The organism is Paenibacillus amylolyticus (assembly GCF_047302515.1).
Classification (GTDB): domain Bacteria; phylum Bacillota; class Bacilli; order Paenibacillales; family Paenibacillaceae; genus Paenibacillus; species Paenibacillus amylolyticus_G.
On the sequence record NZ_CP168019.1, the window covers coordinates 3,824,026 to 3,841,095 of the forward strand.

Consider the following 17,070-nt stretch of genomic DNA (forward strand, 5'->3'; position numbering starts at 1 on the left):
TTAGTGATTTCTCTCCCTAATTACAGAAACAATATCCTCGACTGCATTCAAAGTAGCGACGGATGAGTACCCAAAGTTCATCCACTCCTTGTCCCCAACCAGATATACCTGATCTTCCTTGACTGCCTTCATTCCTTTCCAGATGTTACTTTCTTTCATTTCATCGTATAATTTCTGGGCATTCGTGTTGTCATCGCCACCATCAATTTGGAGAATGATGTGATCAGCCTGATATTCGGTAAGCAGTTCCAGCGAGACCGGCACACTCCCTTCATTTTTAGGATAGGCTGCTACCGTTTTCAACCCAAGCTCTTTATGAATCACCATACCTCTGTTGGACAGTTCACCCATAACATAGCTTTCTTTGGGCATGATTCTTAAGTAAATAAACGTCTCGTCTCCTACAAGAGCTTTTAGCTCATCGCGAGCAGTCGCAATTTTCTTATCATAATCCTGTATAGCCTGCTCCGCTTCCTTCTGCTTGCCCAGCGCCTCACCCATATCCTTCAATTCATCCCGCCAATTGTCCCTATCGGGAAGAAGAACTGTTTTGGCAATCTTGGCGTACTGGTCATATAATTTCTCATCCCGCCATTTGGGCGCGATAATGATATCCGGATCGGTTGCGAGAATGCCCTCCATGTTGGAACCATTGCCTAACTTAGGCACGCTGTCGAATTTGCCTTCCAAATAATCCGGATAATCCGAATGATAGTTCTCTGCAGCCACAGGAGTCACACCAAGAACATACAAAAAATCAGGATATGTCACCGAAGTCGCAACCACGCGCTGTGCTTGTGTCTGAGGTTCGGTTTCCGCATTGGGTTCCGCCTTCTCTCCATTCGTCCCCGCGCAAGCTGTAGCTAGTAGCAAGGTAAGGATCATTCCTAATCCAAACCATTTGTTCGAATGTTTCATCTGTTTATCCCCTTCGGTGTTTAAATAATAACGATTCTCATTCTCATTATATACACACCCAGATATTAATGAATGGATATTTGGGCGTCCCGATTTGGATTTTTGCGAAGTCGGCAAGTTCAGGTCATACGTCTTATCAGTCTCTTCCTCTTCAGAAGATCTAACATCTCATGAATGGCATATTGAGTGGCAAGTGGGGAAAACGAGAAATTATACCACTCCGTATTGCTAAGCACATACACCTGATGATTCTGCACAGCCAGAAGCCGATTCCACATCGGGTGGTCATAAAGATGAAGCCGAGCTTCTACCCCATCCTCCATCTGAAGCAGAATATGATCAGGTTGAATCTCAGCGAGATGTTCAACGGAAACCAGCGTTCCCTCTCCAGAAAAAAGAGATGCCTTGGGCATGTTCAAATCCAGCTCCCGGTACAGCATACTCCCCCTTGAAGACTGTTCCCCATAAAGCGTTATTCCCTCACGGGTCAGACGAATGTATACGATGGTCTCATCAGGAATAAGCGTGTGTAACTGTTCTCTTGCCTGGTCCAAACCTACGTCAAAATTGCTGATTACTTGCAGCGCCTGTTTGCTTTTGCCTAATAATTCTCCCAGATCTCTTAGTTCCTCTCTCCAGTTGCTGCGCTCAGGCAGAAGCACCGTTGTTGCAATTCGGTTAAGTTGCTCATAATCCATGCTGTCCTGCCATGCGGACGCAATGATCAGATCGGGTTTCATCCTCCGAATCTCTTCCAGGTTGAGTGCATGACTTCTCTCCCACTTGCGAACTTGCTTGAACGATTCTTTCAGGTAATGCGGAAATTCACAAAACGGCGCTTGCGCAGCTATTGGAGTCATCCCAAGTGTATATAACAGCTCAGGTGCAGTCATCGTGGTTCCTAAATATCGACGATTATGCAGATACAGACGAGGTGAACGTCCTACTTTTTGCTTGAATCTTCGGCTGAAATAATGCTCATCTTCATAACCGACCTTACGGGCAATCTCATAGACACTGTCTCCAGTAAGATTCAATAACTCCTTGGCCCGTTTCATGCGTAATTCGGTGATATAATCACTTGGATTTTGATTCGTGATTTCCCTGAACCTTACGGTGTACCATTTGCGGCTGACATTGGCCATCTGCGCCAGTTGTTGCACCGTAACAGGATCATCGTAATGTTCATCTAGGTAGTCAATCGTTCTTTGTACAGCCTGATCGGGCTGTTGCGAGTGAACTTCGGGTTCAGCTTCCCTTCTTATATGCTCGACCACTGTACATATCCATTGTTGAAAAAGAAGATGACACCACATTGGATCATGCAAGTCAGTATGTTGAAATGCTTCCACGATCTTCTTAACATCCTCCACAGCAGCGTGTTGAAGAGCAACGAAGTTGCTCTGCTCAAGCTTGTGATCGTCCCCATCATTCTGCTTGTCCCATGGATCTTCCGTGGGCGCCAGCTCCTGCGTCAGCCGAACTCTATGACATTGAATGATATAACAGACCAGTGGAGTTGAACACCGGTTGACCAGAAAGGTCGACTGCCCTTTTTCGATTAAAAGCAAGTCATGGGGACGAATGGAGTGGATGCCCTCTTCCAGTTCAACCTCTCCCTCCCCGCTAACTCCAAGGACTAACTCCACGCCAGACACGGCAGCAGACCTTACAGCTACACCTGTGCCGAAGTTATACTTTTCCCCTGCGAGCAAGCTGACCTGCACGGCATCTTTCAGCACCATGGTCCAGTCTCTGAATAACAACCCGTATTTTGTCTCCAAGTTCATATCTTTATCTCCCCTGCCATACTGTGAGTAACTGTAATCGCACGATACATTTTTATCGACATTCTATCATAACGTCTGGGGGCACGCCCATACAATAGAAGTACAAGCCGCTCCCCCTGTGACAGACCAAAGACAGGAGGTGTGCTGCTAGGTCTGAAAGGGGTGTTGCCAGTGAGCACATTTTTGTCCAAAGCCATTCTTGATTTCTTTATTGCGTTTGGAATCGTGCTGGGCGGCGCGATGATCGGAGGTATTGGAGCAGTGATCTCTCTTCAGCCTCCGACACAGACGATGCTCGATATTTCTGGAAAAATAAAGATATGGGCACTCGCAGCCGCTGTTGGCGGCACAATAGATCCCATGCGTGTCATCGAGAGCAATTTTCTGGATGGTAACCTGTCTCCGGCGGTCAAACAAATCCTGTATCTGATCTCTGCTTTTATGGGCGCACATATGGGAACGGAACTCGTGAAATGGGTGTGCGGCGGAGGCCGGAACTAATATGAGACAGGAACAGCGTTCATGAGAGTTCCGCCATTTTCTCGTTACCGCCCGCTGATGCGAATGACCGCTGTGTTTGTTCTGGGAATGATCGCTGGATGTGTCGTCTACAACGGTGTATTTCACCTGAGTTACAATGCGTTGTGGCTGAATAATCAGGAGCTGCAGCTTCAGCTGCATCAGAATGAGGAGGATATCAAAACGCTGAAAAAATACAGTAAACGTCAAACCGTTATCAAGGAAATCAAGGTCCGTGCAGAAGAATCGGATAAGGGGCCCGACGAGGCTTCTCTGAAAGTGATGTTACAGAAGCTCGGAGACGAACTCGAGGTACTTCGGGGCAGAGATGTATTCAACATCGACGAGTATAGCAAAATGACGCGAATTATGCTGAATCAGAAAGTGTACTCGGTCAGGGAAAAGGAATACACCGTTCAGGTCAAAACGATGCTGGTTATGGAAGGGGTACTGCAAGTTTGGGTACAGATTCGCATGCACGTTCCTGCGTAACAGCAAAAAACTGCCCTTGTCTGCATCTCTGCATGGTACAATAAGGGCAGTAAATGCTTTCCAGAAAAGGAGCTGCGTCTTTGTGTTCATTGATGTACTCAAATATGCACTAATCGCCATCTTTGCTGTTGCCATGGTTTTTGCAGCGTTAAACAGTATTCGTTCACACAGAAGTTCGGATGCTACCAGCGCCGGACTGCACCGTTCGTGGACAAATATCTGGATGGGTGGCATGCTTGTTGTGCTTGCACTGATTCTGATGTTTGTCTTCACAGGCTCCACTTTATCTGTGATTGTGGAAGCGCTATTTCTGATTATGGGTTCGTATAATGTATTTGCCGGAATACGTAACCGCAGTTATTATGCGCGGCTTCAACAACGGTCCAGTAATGGATCAGGTAAAACCTCCGGACAATCTGCATGATTTGTTGAAGTGTTATCGTTGTCTGCAAAAAGAGAGTACTTCCCCTTCATTAAGCGAAGCCAGAACCGCGCGACAGCGCAATCCGGCAGAGCTTCTCGATCAGGGAGTACTCTCTTTGTATATGCCCGAGGCAACGTACCCTGCTAGGCATGGTCAATCGACTGCAATGTCATTACCGCTTTGCATACCACACTGCCTTCACGGGTAACCACAATGTCCATTTTGCACGTTCGACGGCTGGTTTCCAGAATTAACGGTCGAACCAGGATCTGATCCTCAATCTGTACCGGTCGAACAAAATACGTCGTTACATTATCGACCACATGGTCGTTCCCTGTAACATCCCACGCTGCCCGCCGGCCAGCCTGTGTCATCACATTCAACAGAACACCTTCGGAGATCGTACCCAGATCCGTTGCCATCTGAGGAATGATAAATCCGTGGAATAACAATTCGTTCTGTTCACCGCGCTCCTCGGCAAACCCGTTCCAGATCAGATGATCAAACGTCTCTCCCAGTTGGGGCTGCTTCTGTGCATCCCGCATGGCCTGAAGCACTTCCTTGCGTGTGACGGACGCAATCAGTTTGCGGTTCCGATCCACGATTGGCAGAAAATCGATGCCTTCCCAGGTCATAATCTGGGCTGCAGAAGCAAGAGATGTCTGCAATGAGGCCGTAATCGGGCGGCGTATCACACATTTCTCAATACTTTGATCCTCTTTCAGCTCACTGACATCCTTCAGACTCACAATCCCGATGACCCGGTTCCATTCATCCACCACCGGGAAGCGATGTTCACCCGTCTCTGAAACCAACATATGAAAATCTGCGGCTGAACTGGTCACCTTCAACACCTGCAAGCGAGGTTTCTGACCAATGATATCCTCAACAAGCATAATTTTTTTCTTAATCAGCCGGTCGAAGATTGCACGGTTAATCATCGAAGCCACCGTGAATGTATCATGTCTGGATGAAATAATTGGTAGCCCAAGCTCGTCAGCCATAATTCTTACTTCACGACTTGTCCCAAAACCACCCGTAATCAACACGCCCGCTCCCTGTTCGAGGGCAAGCGAGTGAGCATCTTCACGGTTACCCACAATCAGCAGACTCCCAGCGTCAATATAACGGGCCATTGCCTGTTCCTTCATCGCACCAATCACATACTTGTGTAGCGGTTTGGCGAGACCTTCGTTACCACCCAGCACATGGCCCTCTACAATGGTTACCACATCAGCAAAGGTCAACTGCTCCGACATGCCCCGAGGTCTCTTCTCGATCCGCACCGTTCCAATTCGTTCCTTGGTCACGACCAGCCCGAAGTTCTCCGCCTCTTTCACCGCACGATATGCTGTTCCTTCACTTACACCCAGCTCCCGCGCAAGTCCACGTACTGATATTTTGCTGCCAACCTTCAGTTGTTCAATATGTTGAAGTAACTGTTCATGCTTCGTTACGTTCTCTTCCTGTCCGTCCAACTGTACCACCCCCGAAGATGCATCTGTACTATACTGTACCTATTATAACACGGCTTTAGGAAAATAACCCCACCCCTCCCCCATTCTCATAGGCAAGTTCACCATCTGAATTTAATGATCTGATTAACTTCTAATTCTGTATGTATCAAAAAAGACCGGCCCCTTTATATCAAGGGATTCCGGTCTTCCATGTTGGATCTCATACTGTACCTTATACAGACTCGCTCCGCTCCTGCTTGTCCAGCAGTTTCATCTCCCACTGCCGCAGCTTCGCCCGGCGAACGGCTTCCAGCGCACGCTTCTTCTCTTCATCTACACCAAGAATAAAATGCAGATGTGCACCAACGATTAATAAGGAGAACAGCACCCATACGATGCCAAAAATATTAACCCAGTCCATTCCTCCAGCAAAGGAAATCCGCGGCAGTGCAATGACCAGCATCGACAACGCAATAAGCAGATAGATTACATGTTTTGCTTTTTTCAACCTCTTCACCATTCACAGCTCCTTCGTTCTTGATCGACTCTATATGTCTAGTCTATGAACGATAAGGAGCCAATATGAAAGGTTCAGGTAAAAAAACAAGACAACCTTTTAGTACGTGTTCAAAAAGATCAGTTTTCAGTACCGAGAAGATGGAATGAAGCTAGGCATCCTTCGTAATCAAAAGTGGACTTTTTGAACTACCTTTTTACGCTTCAGCGCCACCGTACAGATGACCCAGGCTATCAGCAATAATTTTATTCACGTCTTCAATGATGACACTGAGGCGACGCTCCGCATCAAACAAGCGACGGATGTTCAGATTCAAGCTCAGTACTTCAAACAGTTTCTCCATTTTCTCCATCTCATCCGGAGCTGGCATATCCCCGCTCATCATACGTTGTTGCAATTCCATTTGTTGATCACGGAAGTTATCCAGCATTGCTTTTGCATCCGGATCAGCTTCAATCAGCTTCATCGCGGAAGTAATCTCTTCCACCTCGCTGCTTTCTCTCAGTGCTTTGGCCAAATCATTGGCTTTGTCATAAATGTTCACTATTATTCCTCCTCAGATTGGTTTGTTCATCCGTGTTAATACACGCTTTTCTCTCCTGTCAAACAAGGGCGATCTGAAACAGGCCATCCATAACCTGCCTCAAAATCAAATGCATTTAATCCATATGGGTCAATCACCAAGGGTTATATGTCCTCATATGATGAAGCACATGCCATGTTCAGATGCCGTTCAACTTCGAGATCAGACATCAAGTTGCCGCCCGGAAGGAGATCCGTGATGTCCACTAAAAAAGTAACGATTCAGGTTACCGGCTCGGGCATCCTGCAGGACGACGTCATCATGCTGGGCGAAGGGGTACTTAAGGCGCTTAAAATCCCTTCAGGAAGGCCGCTTCAGCTGCAATTTGGCTCTTTCCGCCGCGAAGTCACTGTTATTCCGGTACCAAGGTATGACGGGCTGCGCATCAATCAGACAGTTGCCAGCAAGACCGGTCTCGTTCCACGTTCGGTTCTGAGGGTATCCTATCGTTCAGCCAGCCGTACGCTTCGCCTTGGACCCTACATCAGTGTACTGGTTAGCCAGGATTATCCCGATCAGCCCGATCGGCCCTTTGGCTCCATCACGATGTTCTGTCAAGAACTGGTGAACGCCTGCCGTAAGCAAGGCGCCTATGTATCCTTTTTCACACCGGAGGATATTGGAGCGGTAACGGGTTATATGAAAGGCTGGGTGTATGATGACGGCTGGAAAAAGACTGTTCTGCCTGTAGCAGACGTCGTCAATAACCGGTTAACGTCCCGCAAGCTTGAGAACAAACCTAGCGTACAGCATTTTATGAAAGAAGTAAAATCGCTCTACGGCACGCAAACCTTCAATGAAAAGTTTCTGGACAAAAACGAAGTGTTTGACGCACTCAAGTCCATTTCAACGCTTAAACGAGTTCTTCCCGAGTCTCATTTACTCAAGACGTCCGCCATGCTCAAGACGATGTGCAACCGACATCCGGTTGTATTTCTGAAGCCCGTCCGTGGTTCTTTGGGCAAAGGGATCATCCGGGTCTCACGTCAGATTGACGGAAGCTTCCTGACTCTGGCGACTGGCGTCGGGGGTACCCGGAAACAAACGTATACTTCTCTGGATAAACTGTATGCCAGTATGTCTGGGAAAATGAAAACAACGCGTTATCAGATCCAACAAGGGCTGACTCTCATTGACAACAGTGGCAGACCCGTGGATTTCCGTGCGCTCGTGCAAAAAAACCGTACAGGTAAATGGAGTGTAACCTCCATCGTCGCCCGAATTGCGGGCGGGAGTCACTACGTATCCAATCTGGCACGGGGTGGAAGTCTCAGCACCGTCAAGGATGCTGTTGCCAAAACACAGTTGTCTGGATCAGCCAAAGCTTCCGCGTATGCAGGATTGCACACCGCAGCACTGGATATCGCAAAAGGGATCGAGAGTGCCATCCCTGCTCATTTTGGTGAACTTGGTATTGATCTGGCCCTGGACACCACTGGGCGCGTATGGCTGCTCGAAGTCAACTCCAAACCATCCAAGAATGATAATACACCACTGAGTGAGAGCAAGATCCGCCCTTCCGTCAAAGCCATGCTTGAATACTCTACGTACCTGGCGGGTTTTTGAAAAGTTATTCCCTATTGGAAACAAATCTGATAGAGGAGAGGTGCAGCGTAATGTTTCCACCATCTCAGACCAAGACAATGGCCATTCTGGTACGTGCAACGGAAGGCTCACCTCCCTTTACAGACGAACTTTTCTGCCGTCGTCTCAGTTTGGGGAGCATGCCATACGCCCTTCAGATTATTGTGATCCCGATATCGACTGATGCAGTCCATCTCCCTCTTCAATGGGGATATGCCTATCATAAAGGGAAGTGGAATTCGGTACCTGTTCCTGCAGTCGACCTCATTATGGATCGTTGTCTTCGCCCTATCTCCAGGTACGTCAGACAACAGCTTAAGGAATGGATACCAACCAACGGCACAGATCAACACCGTTATTGGTCTGCTTCCCTTCCAGGAAAATGGGAGGTACATCGTGTGTTGTCCCGAAATCCTGAATTGAGGTCACAACTTGCTCCCACAACCCGGATAGGATCACATATTCCTTGGGAAACATGGCTGGACCGTTGGCCCAGAGGACTGTTCTTCAAACCGGTATCCGGGACTCATGGCAAAAATACCTTTCGCCTGTCTCGGGGAACGACTCCATCAACATGGATCGTGGAGGGGCGTAACGAAGACAATGAACCCTTTTTTCTTACATTCAACCATACCCAGGCTGTTTCTTCCTGGCTAACATTACATCAGGCAGAGCGTAAGATGATCGTGCAGCCATATCTGGAGCTTAGCCATCATGGAAGAGCATTCGACATACGGGCTCTAATGCAAAAGAATGGGCAAGGTCGCTGGACGCTAACCGGATGTATGGTACGGGAAGGACCAGAAGGTTCACTCACGTCCAATCTTCACGGTGGGGGTAAAGCATATCCTGCCCACGCATATCTGCTCCAGCGATATGGAACGATCCGCACGGAAACTCTGCTGAAGAGCATCCGGCAGACTGCTACTCTTATCCCCACCATGCTGGAAAGCCGTTTCGGCAGGTTAGCCGAATTGGGGCTTGATTTCGGAGCAGATGCAGAGGGCCAACTCTGGCTAATTGAAGTCAACTCCAAACCAGGCCGCACCTCATTCGCAGAAGCGGGCGACCGACGCATGCATACCCTGACTTATACCCGGCCGCTTGCCTATGCCCGTTATCTGTTGCAACAACATGTTCTCACGGACGTCATTCGTCCAATGAAATTGCCGAATACATCCAGCAAAGCTGGCCTGAAACCCATCCAGATTCACGGCGGCTGAGGCTCGCAGCGCCCGCTTGCCATGGAGCCCAAGGATCTTTTCAGGATAGGAGGATAAATCATGAGTTTGACCTTTTGCAATCTGCATTTTACCAAGCAACCGGATAAAGTGGTTTATATATCCAACGCTTTAATGAAGAGCCTCAACCTGTCCGGCAAAAAAACGGTGCACCTTCGCTTCGGGCGTGACCGGGTACCTGCAACGATCAAACCAATCAAAAAAGCAGGTAAACATCTGTATCTCGCTTCAGGTATCCGTAATATGATGAACGTTCCCAAACGGGGCAGCATTTATCTCCGGAACTTGCAAAATGATGAAGTCCAGTTAGGTCCACTGATCGGCGTACTCTCTGATGGGCCTGCGACGAGCACGAATCCATTCGGTTCCCGTACTGGTTTCATCAAACAGTTACTCCGTGAAGGTAGCCGTAAATCCTACATTTACGCATTTACTCCTCGGGATATCAATTGGCAGAACGAGACTGTATCCGGTTTTTTCCTGAATGATAACGGAAGCTTCACACGCAGAACGGTACCTCTGCCCGATGTTGTCTACAACCGGTTACCGAGCCGACGTTCAGATTTCTCACCAGCCATCAACCAGCTGCGGGAACGATTTGTTCGCCGAAAAATTCCGTTCTTCAACTGGAGCTTCTTCAACAAATCGGATATCTATACGTTGCTGGAGAACGAGCCGGCAGCAGGACGGTATATCCCTGAATCGATTACCAATCCTTCCGTTGAACAGATGAAGGAAATGTTGGAACGCCATCAGTTCGTCTACTATAAGCCTACTGCAGGAAGTCTGGGGAACGGGATCTACCGCCTGACTTATTCGCCCAAACGTGGATATTTCGCACGTTATCGCAAAAAAGGCGGTAATGCACTCCTGCGTTTTGGGTCCTTCAACAGTCTGATGCGCATGCTTCAGGGAAGACATGGCAAACAGCTACGCGGATATGTAGTTCAGCAGGGAATACGTCTAATTGAGATTGATGAATGTCCAATTGATTTCCGTTTTCACATGCACAAAAATGGTAACAATCAATGGGTTGTTGTCGGAATTGGAGCCAAAAAGGCAGGACGTGGCAGCGTCACAACACACATCAAAAATGGCGGCTCCCTAATGACTCCTGAGCAGGCGCTCAGTCGCAACTTCGGCGATCGTGCGGGAGAAGTTCTTCAGCATGCCAAATCCGTCGCTATTACACTGGCCCAGGCGATTGAAACCCAGCACCAGCATCTGATTGGTGAGATTGGCTTTGATCTGGGCATTGATCAGGAGGAACATGTATGGATGTTCGAAGCGAACGCCAAACCCGGGCGCTCCATTTTCCGTCACCCTTCACTCCGGGTGGAGGGCAAATCGTCGGTGGAGCACATCTTGGAACACTGCCTGTATTTGAGCAAGTTCCGGAAGAAGGAAGAGATTTGATGACCCTTCATGATGATTTCAAACCTGTCATTGCTGTTTTGACCATGCATGATAAACAGCGTATGTTCAGGGGAAATCATCAAAATTTTCAGGATATCTTACAGACAGGCGAGAGCATGGGATACGTGGTGTACATTGTAACTGTACGGGATCTGAACGTGAGTGGTCCCACCGTGAAAGGATATACGTACAACAAGGGGAGTGGAAAGTGGGTTTCACAACCTTTCCCCCTTCCCCATGTTCTGTACAATCGTATTCCCAACCGGGAAGACGAAGGAAAACCTTCCGTTCAGCGCAAAATTGACGAATGCATGCAATCAGGAATCGAACTGTATAACCCATTCTTTTTCAACAAATGGGATCTGTTCGAATGGCTCAGGAAATCCAAATCGACTCAGCAACTGATCCCTTATACTCGGCGGATGCGAAGTGCTTCTTCTCTGGGTGCCGTTCTACGGGCGTATCCCTATCTGTACCTTAAGCCCGAGAGCGGCAAAGCTGGCAAAGGAATCATGATGCTTAAATTCCAGGAAAAAGAACGGCTTCCCTATCGACTCAAAATACAAACCACACGTAGAAGCACGACCTATAAAGCATCTACACTTGCCAAGTTATGGGCACGAATTCGCAAAGAAACCGGACATACGCCCTATATCATGCAACAAGGCATTGAACTGGCATCCTCTCGTAAACGCCCCTTCGATTTGCGTGTTCTTGTACAAAAGAACACCAAGGGCCAATGGAGCGTAACCGGTGTAGGAGCGAGACTTGCTGGCTCCCGCAGTATTACAACTCATGTGCCGCGCGGCGGGAGCGTAGAAGACCCAGAGAAGCTGCTGACCGAGCTTTTTGGCGAAGAAATGTCAACAAACCTGATGAAACGTGTGAAATCCACTTCATTAATGATCGCAAGACAGGTAGAACGGGGATCAGGTTACACGCTCGGAGAAATGTCCATGGATCTGGGCATTGATGACCTGGGGGAACTCTGGTTCTTCGAAGCCAATGCAAAGCCCATGAAGTTTGATGAACCACAGATCAGACGGCGGTCATTGGAACGTATATTTCACTACAGCGCTTATCTTGCCCGTCAGTCCAAACGATGACAGACAGGAATACTGCAAAAAGAAGGTGATTGTTTGTGTCCTCACCTGTTCTGGGCATTATGACGTTGTACTTAAATGAACATCGCGCTCTTGAAGAACGAAGCGTTTATCGCAGAATGATTCTTGAAGGGCGCAAGCGGGGACTCGATATCTATGTATTCACACCAGCCGACGTACACCCCGGCGGCAAACAAATTGAAGCCATGGTTTTTCATGAGGGAAAAGGCTGGTCCAGGGAGTGGCGATCATTCCCGGACCTGATCTTTGATCGCTGCCGGATTCAGCGTAACCGAAGGTTCCAGCAATTGCTTGCTTTTCGTGAGAAATATGGGCATCTGCTCTTTCTGAACAGGCCACTGCGCAATAAATGGACCATCCACCAGACCCTTTTGCAAAAAGCCAACTTTCGTGAACACCTGCCGGAAACCGCTCTATTTCAGGATATGTCCGATGTAAACCGGATGCTTAAAGCTTCTTCTCTGGTCTATCTCAAACCCATTAATGGAACAGGCGGACGTGGTATTCTGCGCATTGAACGCAGCAGTAGCGAGGCTAATACGGTGCTTGTTCAGGGGCGGGATCAGAAGCGTCGTATCATCACTCCACGTAAAGTTCATTTATCACGACTTGGCGCTTTGCTCCAGCACTGGAATATGAAAGACAAGTATCTTGTACAAAAGGGTATTCAACTTCAGCTTCCGAATGGACGTGTGCATGATTATCGCATGCTGGTTCAGAAGAACGGTGAAGGACAATGGGAGCTTACTGGATGTGCCGGACGCATGGGTGCAGAAAAAAGCGTAACCTCCAATCTGCATGGCGGCGGTCAGGCAATAGCGATGGACCGACTCATGAAGCAATGGATCGAAGATGACGACCTCCGGGCAAAAATTAACACAACTGCAGAGAAATTCGGCATTGATGTTGCTTCGTTTCTGGAAGATACGTATGGGGACCTATGTGAGTTGGCACTGGATTTGGCGATTGACAGAAGCGGGCGTATCTACCTGCTTGAAGTTAACCCCAAACCTGCACGTGAAGTATTCGCTCGCATCGGGGAGCGGGATATCTATTATAAAGCCATCACTCAGCCGCTGGAGTATGCCTTATGGGTATATCGCAACAGACCTCCCGGAACGGCCAGAAAGCCAGCCATTCCCAGGCCCGTTACGCAAAAATCACCCAGAGTAAAAAGAAAAAGGAAACTCAAATGAATGGATTAGATAAAGCAGGAGTCTATGTTCGCCAAGTGCGAGCATAGACTCCTGCTTTACTGTTTTTTATTTCTGTTCTTTCGTCCATTGCAGCGTATCGTTGTCAATCACAATATACCCTTTTTCCTCACCTTGCACATAAGATAATGCCAATCTCATCAGGTCAGGTTCTAGTTGGCATGTGGTAACACTTACAACCTGGTCAATATGATCCACAGGCAGGCACAACGTCAGAATACCCACTTTTCCCGAGAAATCAGTCTTGCCCTGAATAACCGATGTTTCCGACTTGGAACCATACACCTCAGATACCCAGCCGGGCTGCTCCGTCAACTCGAAGGCTCCCTTCCCGATGCCTGCCGTAACCCATTGCATCGTTAGTGTTATGGAAGATGCCTCATAGCTCATATCCGCCGTCAGTTCTCCAGCTTCATTCATTCTCAGCGCAATATCCGCTTCCGGATGCAGGTGAAAACGTTGCTCCAGAGTATGTTCTGTTTCCGCCTCCAGCCAATCCACAATTAGTAGTATAGGAATCTCCACCCCTGCCAGCATCCACCGGCGATGTGTAACTGGATCTGGCAAATGTGTATATCCATCCTGCGAAGCATCAATGAAGTGATAGCTGTCATTGCTCTCCCAACGTAACGTTGTGGCCTGAGCCTCCGGTTCACCCCATTGCTGTGTGGAGAGATAAGGTGTCTGATTCAGACCATCCACCGTGACGGTATTGTGCGCCCGCGTACTTTTGAAATACCGACGCCATTCCCCTTCTTCATACGTGTAACGTCCGGTGTCCGTGAAGAAAAGCTGGTTCTTCCACATCCACTCCACATTCAGCGCATCTGCATGTCCGTGTGCTCCGCCCATGGCAGCCGCATCAAAAAAAAGATATTGATACTTGTCCCTCATAACATAATATCCTGTCTGCGGAAAAGCCCGGCTCGACAAAGCCGGAGAAGAAGAAGCCTGTAGACGGAGGCATCGCTCATATTTCTCCACACCCAGCAACCAGAGACACTCCGAGCTATCCGTTCCGCGAGCCATCAAATCATCATCGTCCAGGATCGCTCCAAGCAGGGTCAGTCGTTGTCGTCCATCGCCAACCCAATCCGAATCACCAATACCGGTAGACTGGTGATCTGGTCGAATCAGCGCCTCAGTAAATGCTGCCATTTGGCGTAGACAGCTGGCATACCATGTCGAGAAAGGATGTCCTGAAATCTCACCCAACCGATAAGGCGTGCCAAACATCTCGATGCTGGCATTGTGGTAATGTGTTGTCAGTTCAACCTGTATTCCCTCTTCACCCAACTGATGCAGCAAACACAGCTCAAGACGTTCCATCGCCACTTGACGCCAGTGTGGACTTCGCGGGTGCTGGTGGTAGAACGTAGCAATCATGAACAAGCCTTGCATATGCATAATGGCATGATTGATTTCCGTGCTGCCGAGGTAACGGGTCAAAAACTCGGCGTGCTCTTCCAGACCTTGTTGGAACTCCGCCTGAAAACCTTCGTCTATCAGTGAACTCGCTTCCATATATTTATATGCCGATATCCAGGACTGCACACGTAGTCCCGTCTCCAGCAAGCGCCACGGGCCGGGTTTTTGAAAGAACACAGCCTCGTCATAAACCAGATTTACAGGTACCGGGTTTTGCTGTCTCCAGCTACGGTAGTGGTCAATAAATGCTGTTACATATAGCGGATTGCCCTTCATCAGATACGCCTTGCCCAGATCGAGCATATGCCAGTGTCGATTGATGCCCCATGTGAACTCCAGATCATTGGTCGGGTTGTGGAGCCAGTCCACAGGTGTCCCCATCGGAATCCAGCGATTCAGATCGTTGGTATAAGGAACGATAAATTCATTCAGGATGGCACGATTGGCAATCGTGAGCGAATTTCGGGCTTCTTCCGGAAAATGTTTTTCATAATATTGGGCAGCCCGTTGCAGATCCGTTGCCGAAAGGTAAAAATCGCTCATTGGGATGCCTCGAGGAAATCCTGACGGAATGGGGTAAACACATCCAGAATGACGGAGTCCTCCAGGGCCTTGACCCCATGCAGAACGTTAAAACCGGCATAAAAGCTGTCCCCTGCTTTTAAGATACGAGTTTCTTCACCGACCTGTACCTCAAAGCTGCCTTTGACGATATAGCTGACTTGCTCGTGCGCATCATGGGAGTGAACAACTCCAATACCACCTTTAGCAAAGGTAACCTCCACCATCATTAATGTACCGCCCATGCCCAAGATCTTGCGGGAACTCGTTTCGTTTATGATATATGCATCGGTAGACGCATGATTAATAATCATTTTGCTTTTCCCCTTTCCTTGTGAATAAGCGACCGAAGTAGTTAAACCACGGCCGCTATGAACGTTTATTAGTCTTCTGTGGACAATTTACCCTGAAGCTTGGAAGAATCGAACGATGGATCAGCAGTTATGTTGGTCAGCCCTGCCGCTTTGGTTTTCTCCAGAGCTGCATTGTACCTTGTATCCAGATCCTTGATCACAGCATCGAGATCGCCACCCGTGAATACAAAGATTGAAAAAGCCTCACCCCATTTGGTGCCTTCCAGTGAACTCTCGGTCACCACACTTGGATTTGCCGGGAAAATGGCATCATATCGTTTGGGCAGGAAACCTTCAATGCCCGGAATGCTTGGTTTTTTGTCAGAGCTTAGTACAGCAGGAATCAGTGAGATTCCGTATCCCTTTTCGTAATACTCACTCTGAAGATCTGTGCTGTATACATACTCCATAAACTTCCATGCCGCTTCCTTGTTTGCAGAATCTGCATTGATGCCGATGTAGGAGCCCCCGATGACTTGCGAAGCGCCCTTGATCGTTCCATCATTTGTTGGCACAGGAGCCGCTGCCCAATTTTCTTTGGTAGGAAACTGATCTTTATATACCCCTGGTTCGCCAGAGTGGTTAATGTACATTCCAATTTTTCCTTGAGCAAACTGGGCTCTGAGTGGATCGATGTCCAGACTTTCTACCCCTGGCAGCATACTGCCATCCTGATTCATCTGACGGAGTGCCATTGCGATATCCTTGTACATCCCAAAATCAAATTGGCCAGTCTTGTAGTTGTAACCATCAATACCAACATTACTGCTTGCACCTGCGATCGTATTGGCTGCTCTCCAGAAGCCGCTGCTGCTCTTGAACGGGCTGGCAAAACCATAGATGCCTTCACTTTTACCAACTTCGGTAATTTTTTTGGCATCCGCAACCATCTCAGCCAACGTTTTTGGCGGACTCTCGATCCCTGCCTTTTTGAAAATATCCTTGTTATACACAAGCCGCCAGACCTGCCCTGTATTGGGGAGGGAATATATTTTTCCATCAATCGTGTTTTTATTTTCAATCAAGCTGTCTTTAAACACGGTCTTCATCTCATCACTCATGTATCCATCGATCGGGGTGAGATATCCCTTCTGATAGTACGTCTGAAAATCATTAACTTGCAGCACATCGGGTGCCTGCTTGCTGGCAAAAGCAATATCGACCGCCTGTGGGTAGTTGTCCCCCATCACGGTCATCTCCACTTCAATGTTGTCCTTGTTCGTCTGATTGAACTCATCGATCTTGGATTTCATAAAATCAGCATCATGGCGGTCCGGTGTCCAATATATGATTTTGGTTTTCCCTCCGGCATTCTCCCCGCTGGTCCCCGATTCGTTATTTGCCGAAGTACCACTGTCAGCAGAACAACCTGCCAAACTTAGCGCTAGCAATGCACTTAGCGTAGTCACCATCCACTTTTTAACCATTGATATGCCCCCTTATGCTTGT

At 48.2% G+C, this 17,070-nt stretch carries 16 protein-coding genes; 8 read left to right on the forward strand and 8 right to left on the reverse strand.

What is annotated here, in order from left to right; translation table 11 throughout:
- Both ACDJ59_RS16380 and ACDJ59_RS16385 read right to left on the reverse strand, forming a co-directional pair.
- On the reverse strand, window positions 1-918 hold the full coding sequence (locus ACDJ59_RS16380; protein ID WP_413404204.1) for an iron-siderophore ABC transporter substrate-binding protein: 918 nt from the start codon (window positions 916-918) through the stop codon (window positions 1-3).
- A gap of 119 nt (window positions 919-1,037) precedes the next feature.
- The gene (locus tag ACDJ59_RS16385) at window positions 1,038-2,708 is read right to left on the reverse strand and encodes an ABC transporter substrate-binding protein (RefSeq protein ID WP_413404206.1); all 1,671 of its coding nucleotides are present in this window, start codon (window positions 2,706-2,708) and stop codon (window positions 1,038-1,040) included.
- Window positions 2,709-2,879: 171 nt separating this feature from the next.
- Here ACDJ59_RS16385 and ACDJ59_RS16390 point away from each other — a divergent pair, with 171 nt between their 5' ends.
- From ACDJ59_RS16390 to ACDJ59_RS16400, 3 genes are all read left to right on the forward strand, one after another.
- A complete protein-coding gene (locus ACDJ59_RS16390; RefSeq protein ID WP_105408479.1) occupies window positions 2,880-3,209 on the forward strand; it encodes a YtrH family sporulation protein in 330 nt (109 codons plus the stop codon).
- Window positions 3,210-3,230: 21 nt separating this feature from the next.
- Window positions 3,231-3,719, forward strand: a complete 489-nt coding sequence (locus ACDJ59_RS16395; protein ID WP_036609856.1) for a hypothetical protein — start codon at window positions 3,231-3,233, stop codon at window positions 3,717-3,719.
- An 82-nt stretch (window positions 3,720-3,801) separates the two neighbouring features.
- Window positions 3,802-4,143: a YtpI family protein gene (locus ACDJ59_RS16400; RefSeq protein ID WP_413404210.1), complete on the forward strand. Its 342-nt coding sequence runs from the start codon at window positions 3,802-3,804 to the stop codon at window positions 4,141-4,143.
- A 143-nt stretch (window positions 4,144-4,286) separates the two neighbouring features.
- Here the strand turns inward: ACDJ59_RS16400 and ACDJ59_RS16405 are convergent, their stop codons facing one another.
- The 3 genes from ACDJ59_RS16405 to ACDJ59_RS16415 all read right to left on the reverse strand — a co-directional run bounded on the left by ACDJ59_RS16405 (window position 4,287) and on the right by ACDJ59_RS16415 (window position 6,661).
- Complete coding sequence (locus tag ACDJ59_RS16405; RefSeq protein ID WP_036609860.1) at window positions 4,287-5,621, reverse strand: DRTGG domain-containing protein; 1,335 nt, start codon at window positions 5,619-5,621, stop codon at window positions 4,287-4,289.
- A 211-nt stretch (window positions 5,622-5,832) separates the two neighbouring features.
- Window positions 5,833-6,117, reverse strand: a complete 285-nt coding sequence (locus ACDJ59_RS16410) for a hypothetical protein (RefSeq protein WP_085981456.1) — start codon at window positions 6,115-6,117, stop codon at window positions 5,833-5,835.
- A gap of 196 nt (window positions 6,118-6,313) precedes the next feature.
- Window positions 6,314-6,661 carry a YlbF family regulator gene (locus tag ACDJ59_RS16415; protein WP_036609862.1) on the reverse strand — a complete coding sequence of 116 codons (348 nt, stop codon included), beginning with the start codon at window positions 6,659-6,661 and terminating at the stop codon, window positions 6,314-6,316.
- A gap of 237 nt (window positions 6,662-6,898) precedes the next feature.
- Between ACDJ59_RS16415 and ACDJ59_RS16420 the strand changes: the two genes are divergently transcribed.
- Genes ACDJ59_RS16420 through ACDJ59_RS16440 form a run of 5 tightly spaced genes read left to right on the forward strand, consistent with a single transcriptional unit; the run spans window position 6,899 to window position 13,261 of the window.
- Window positions 6,899-8,266: a YheC/YheD family protein gene (locus ACDJ59_RS16420; protein WP_036609865.1), complete on the forward strand. Its 1,368-nt coding sequence runs from the start codon at window positions 6,899-6,901 to the stop codon at window positions 8,264-8,266.
- 50 nt (window positions 8,267-8,316) lie between these two features.
- Entirely contained in the window at window positions 8,317-9,507 is a 1,191-nt protein-coding gene (locus ACDJ59_RS16425) for a YheC/YheD family protein (protein WP_413404213.1), read from the forward strand.
- A 60-nt stretch (window positions 9,508-9,567) separates the two neighbouring features.
- Complete coding sequence (locus ACDJ59_RS16430) at window positions 9,568-10,941, forward strand: YheC/YheD family protein (protein WP_413404215.1); 1,374 nt, start codon at window positions 9,568-9,570, stop codon at window positions 10,939-10,941.
- Complete coding sequence (locus ACDJ59_RS16435) at window positions 10,941-12,047, forward strand: YheC/YheD family protein (protein WP_340019895.1); 1,107 nt, start codon at window positions 10,941-10,943, stop codon at window positions 12,045-12,047. The genes ACDJ59_RS16430 and ACDJ59_RS16435 overlap by 1 nt, the downstream gene beginning before the upstream one ends.
- Before the next feature lie 35 nt (window positions 12,048-12,082).
- Window positions 12,083-13,261, forward strand: coding sequence for a YheC/YheD family protein (locus tag ACDJ59_RS16440; protein WP_413404217.1), 1,179 nt, complete (start codon window positions 12,083-12,085; stop codon window positions 13,259-13,261).
- 66 nt (window positions 13,262-13,327) lie between these two features.
- Here the strand turns inward: ACDJ59_RS16440 and ACDJ59_RS16445 are convergent, their stop codons facing one another.
- From ACDJ59_RS16445 to ACDJ59_RS16455, 3 genes are all read right to left on the reverse strand, one after another.
- Window positions 13,328-15,250 (reverse strand): alginate lyase family protein, encoded by a 1,923-nt coding sequence (locus tag ACDJ59_RS16445; protein ID WP_413404219.1) that lies wholly within the window; start codon window positions 15,248-15,250, stop codon window positions 13,328-13,330.
- The gene (locus ACDJ59_RS16450; RefSeq protein ID WP_413404221.1) at window positions 15,247-15,582 is read right to left on the reverse strand and encodes a cupin domain-containing protein; all 336 of its coding nucleotides are present in this window, start codon (window positions 15,580-15,582) and stop codon (window positions 15,247-15,249) included. Before ACDJ59_RS16450 ends, ACDJ59_RS16445 begins: the two co-directional genes overlap by 4 nt.
- A gap of 68 nt (window positions 15,583-15,650) precedes the next feature.
- Window positions 15,651-17,048, reverse strand: a complete 1,398-nt coding sequence (locus ACDJ59_RS16455) for an ABC transporter substrate-binding protein (protein WP_413404223.1) — start codon at window positions 17,046-17,048, stop codon at window positions 15,651-15,653.
- Window positions 17,049-17,070: the final 22 nt, after the last annotated feature.

Coding starts and splice junctions, on each gene's coding strand:
- ACDJ59_RS16380 (WP_413404204.1), bottom strand. CDS start 918: ATGAAACATTCGAACAAATGGTTTGGATTAGGAATGATCCTTACCTTG.
- ACDJ59_RS16385 (WP_413404206.1), bottom strand. CDS start 2,708: ATGAACTTGGAGACAAAATACGGGTTGTTATTCAGAGACTGGACCATG.
- ACDJ59_RS16395 (WP_036609856.1), top strand. CDS start 3,231: ATGAGAGTTCCGCCATTTTCTCGTTACCGCCCGCTGATGCGAATGACC.
- ACDJ59_RS16420 (WP_036609865.1), top strand. CDS start 6,899: ATGTCCACTAAAAAAGTAACGATTCAGGTTACCGGCTCGGGCATCCTG.
- ACDJ59_RS16425 (WP_413404213.1), top strand. CDS start 8,317: ATGTTTCCACCATCTCAGACCAAGACAATGGCCATTCTGGTACGTGCA.
- ACDJ59_RS16430 (WP_413404215.1), top strand. CDS start 9,568: ATGAGTTTGACCTTTTGCAATCTGCATTTTACCAAGCAACCGGATAAA.
- ACDJ59_RS16435 (WP_340019895.1), top strand. CDS start 10,941: ATGACCCTTCATGATGATTTCAAACCTGTCATTGCTGTTTTGACCATG.
- ACDJ59_RS16445 (WP_413404219.1), bottom strand. CDS start 15,250: ATGAGCGATTTTTACCTTTCGGCAACGGATCTGCAACGGGCTGCCCAA.
- ACDJ59_RS16450 (WP_413404221.1), bottom strand. CDS start 15,582: ATGATTATTAATCATGCGTCTACCGATGCATATATCATAAACGAAACG.
- ACDJ59_RS16455 (WP_413404223.1), bottom strand. CDS start 17,048: ATGGTTAAAAAGTGGATGGTGACTACGCTAAGTGCATTGCTAGCGCTA.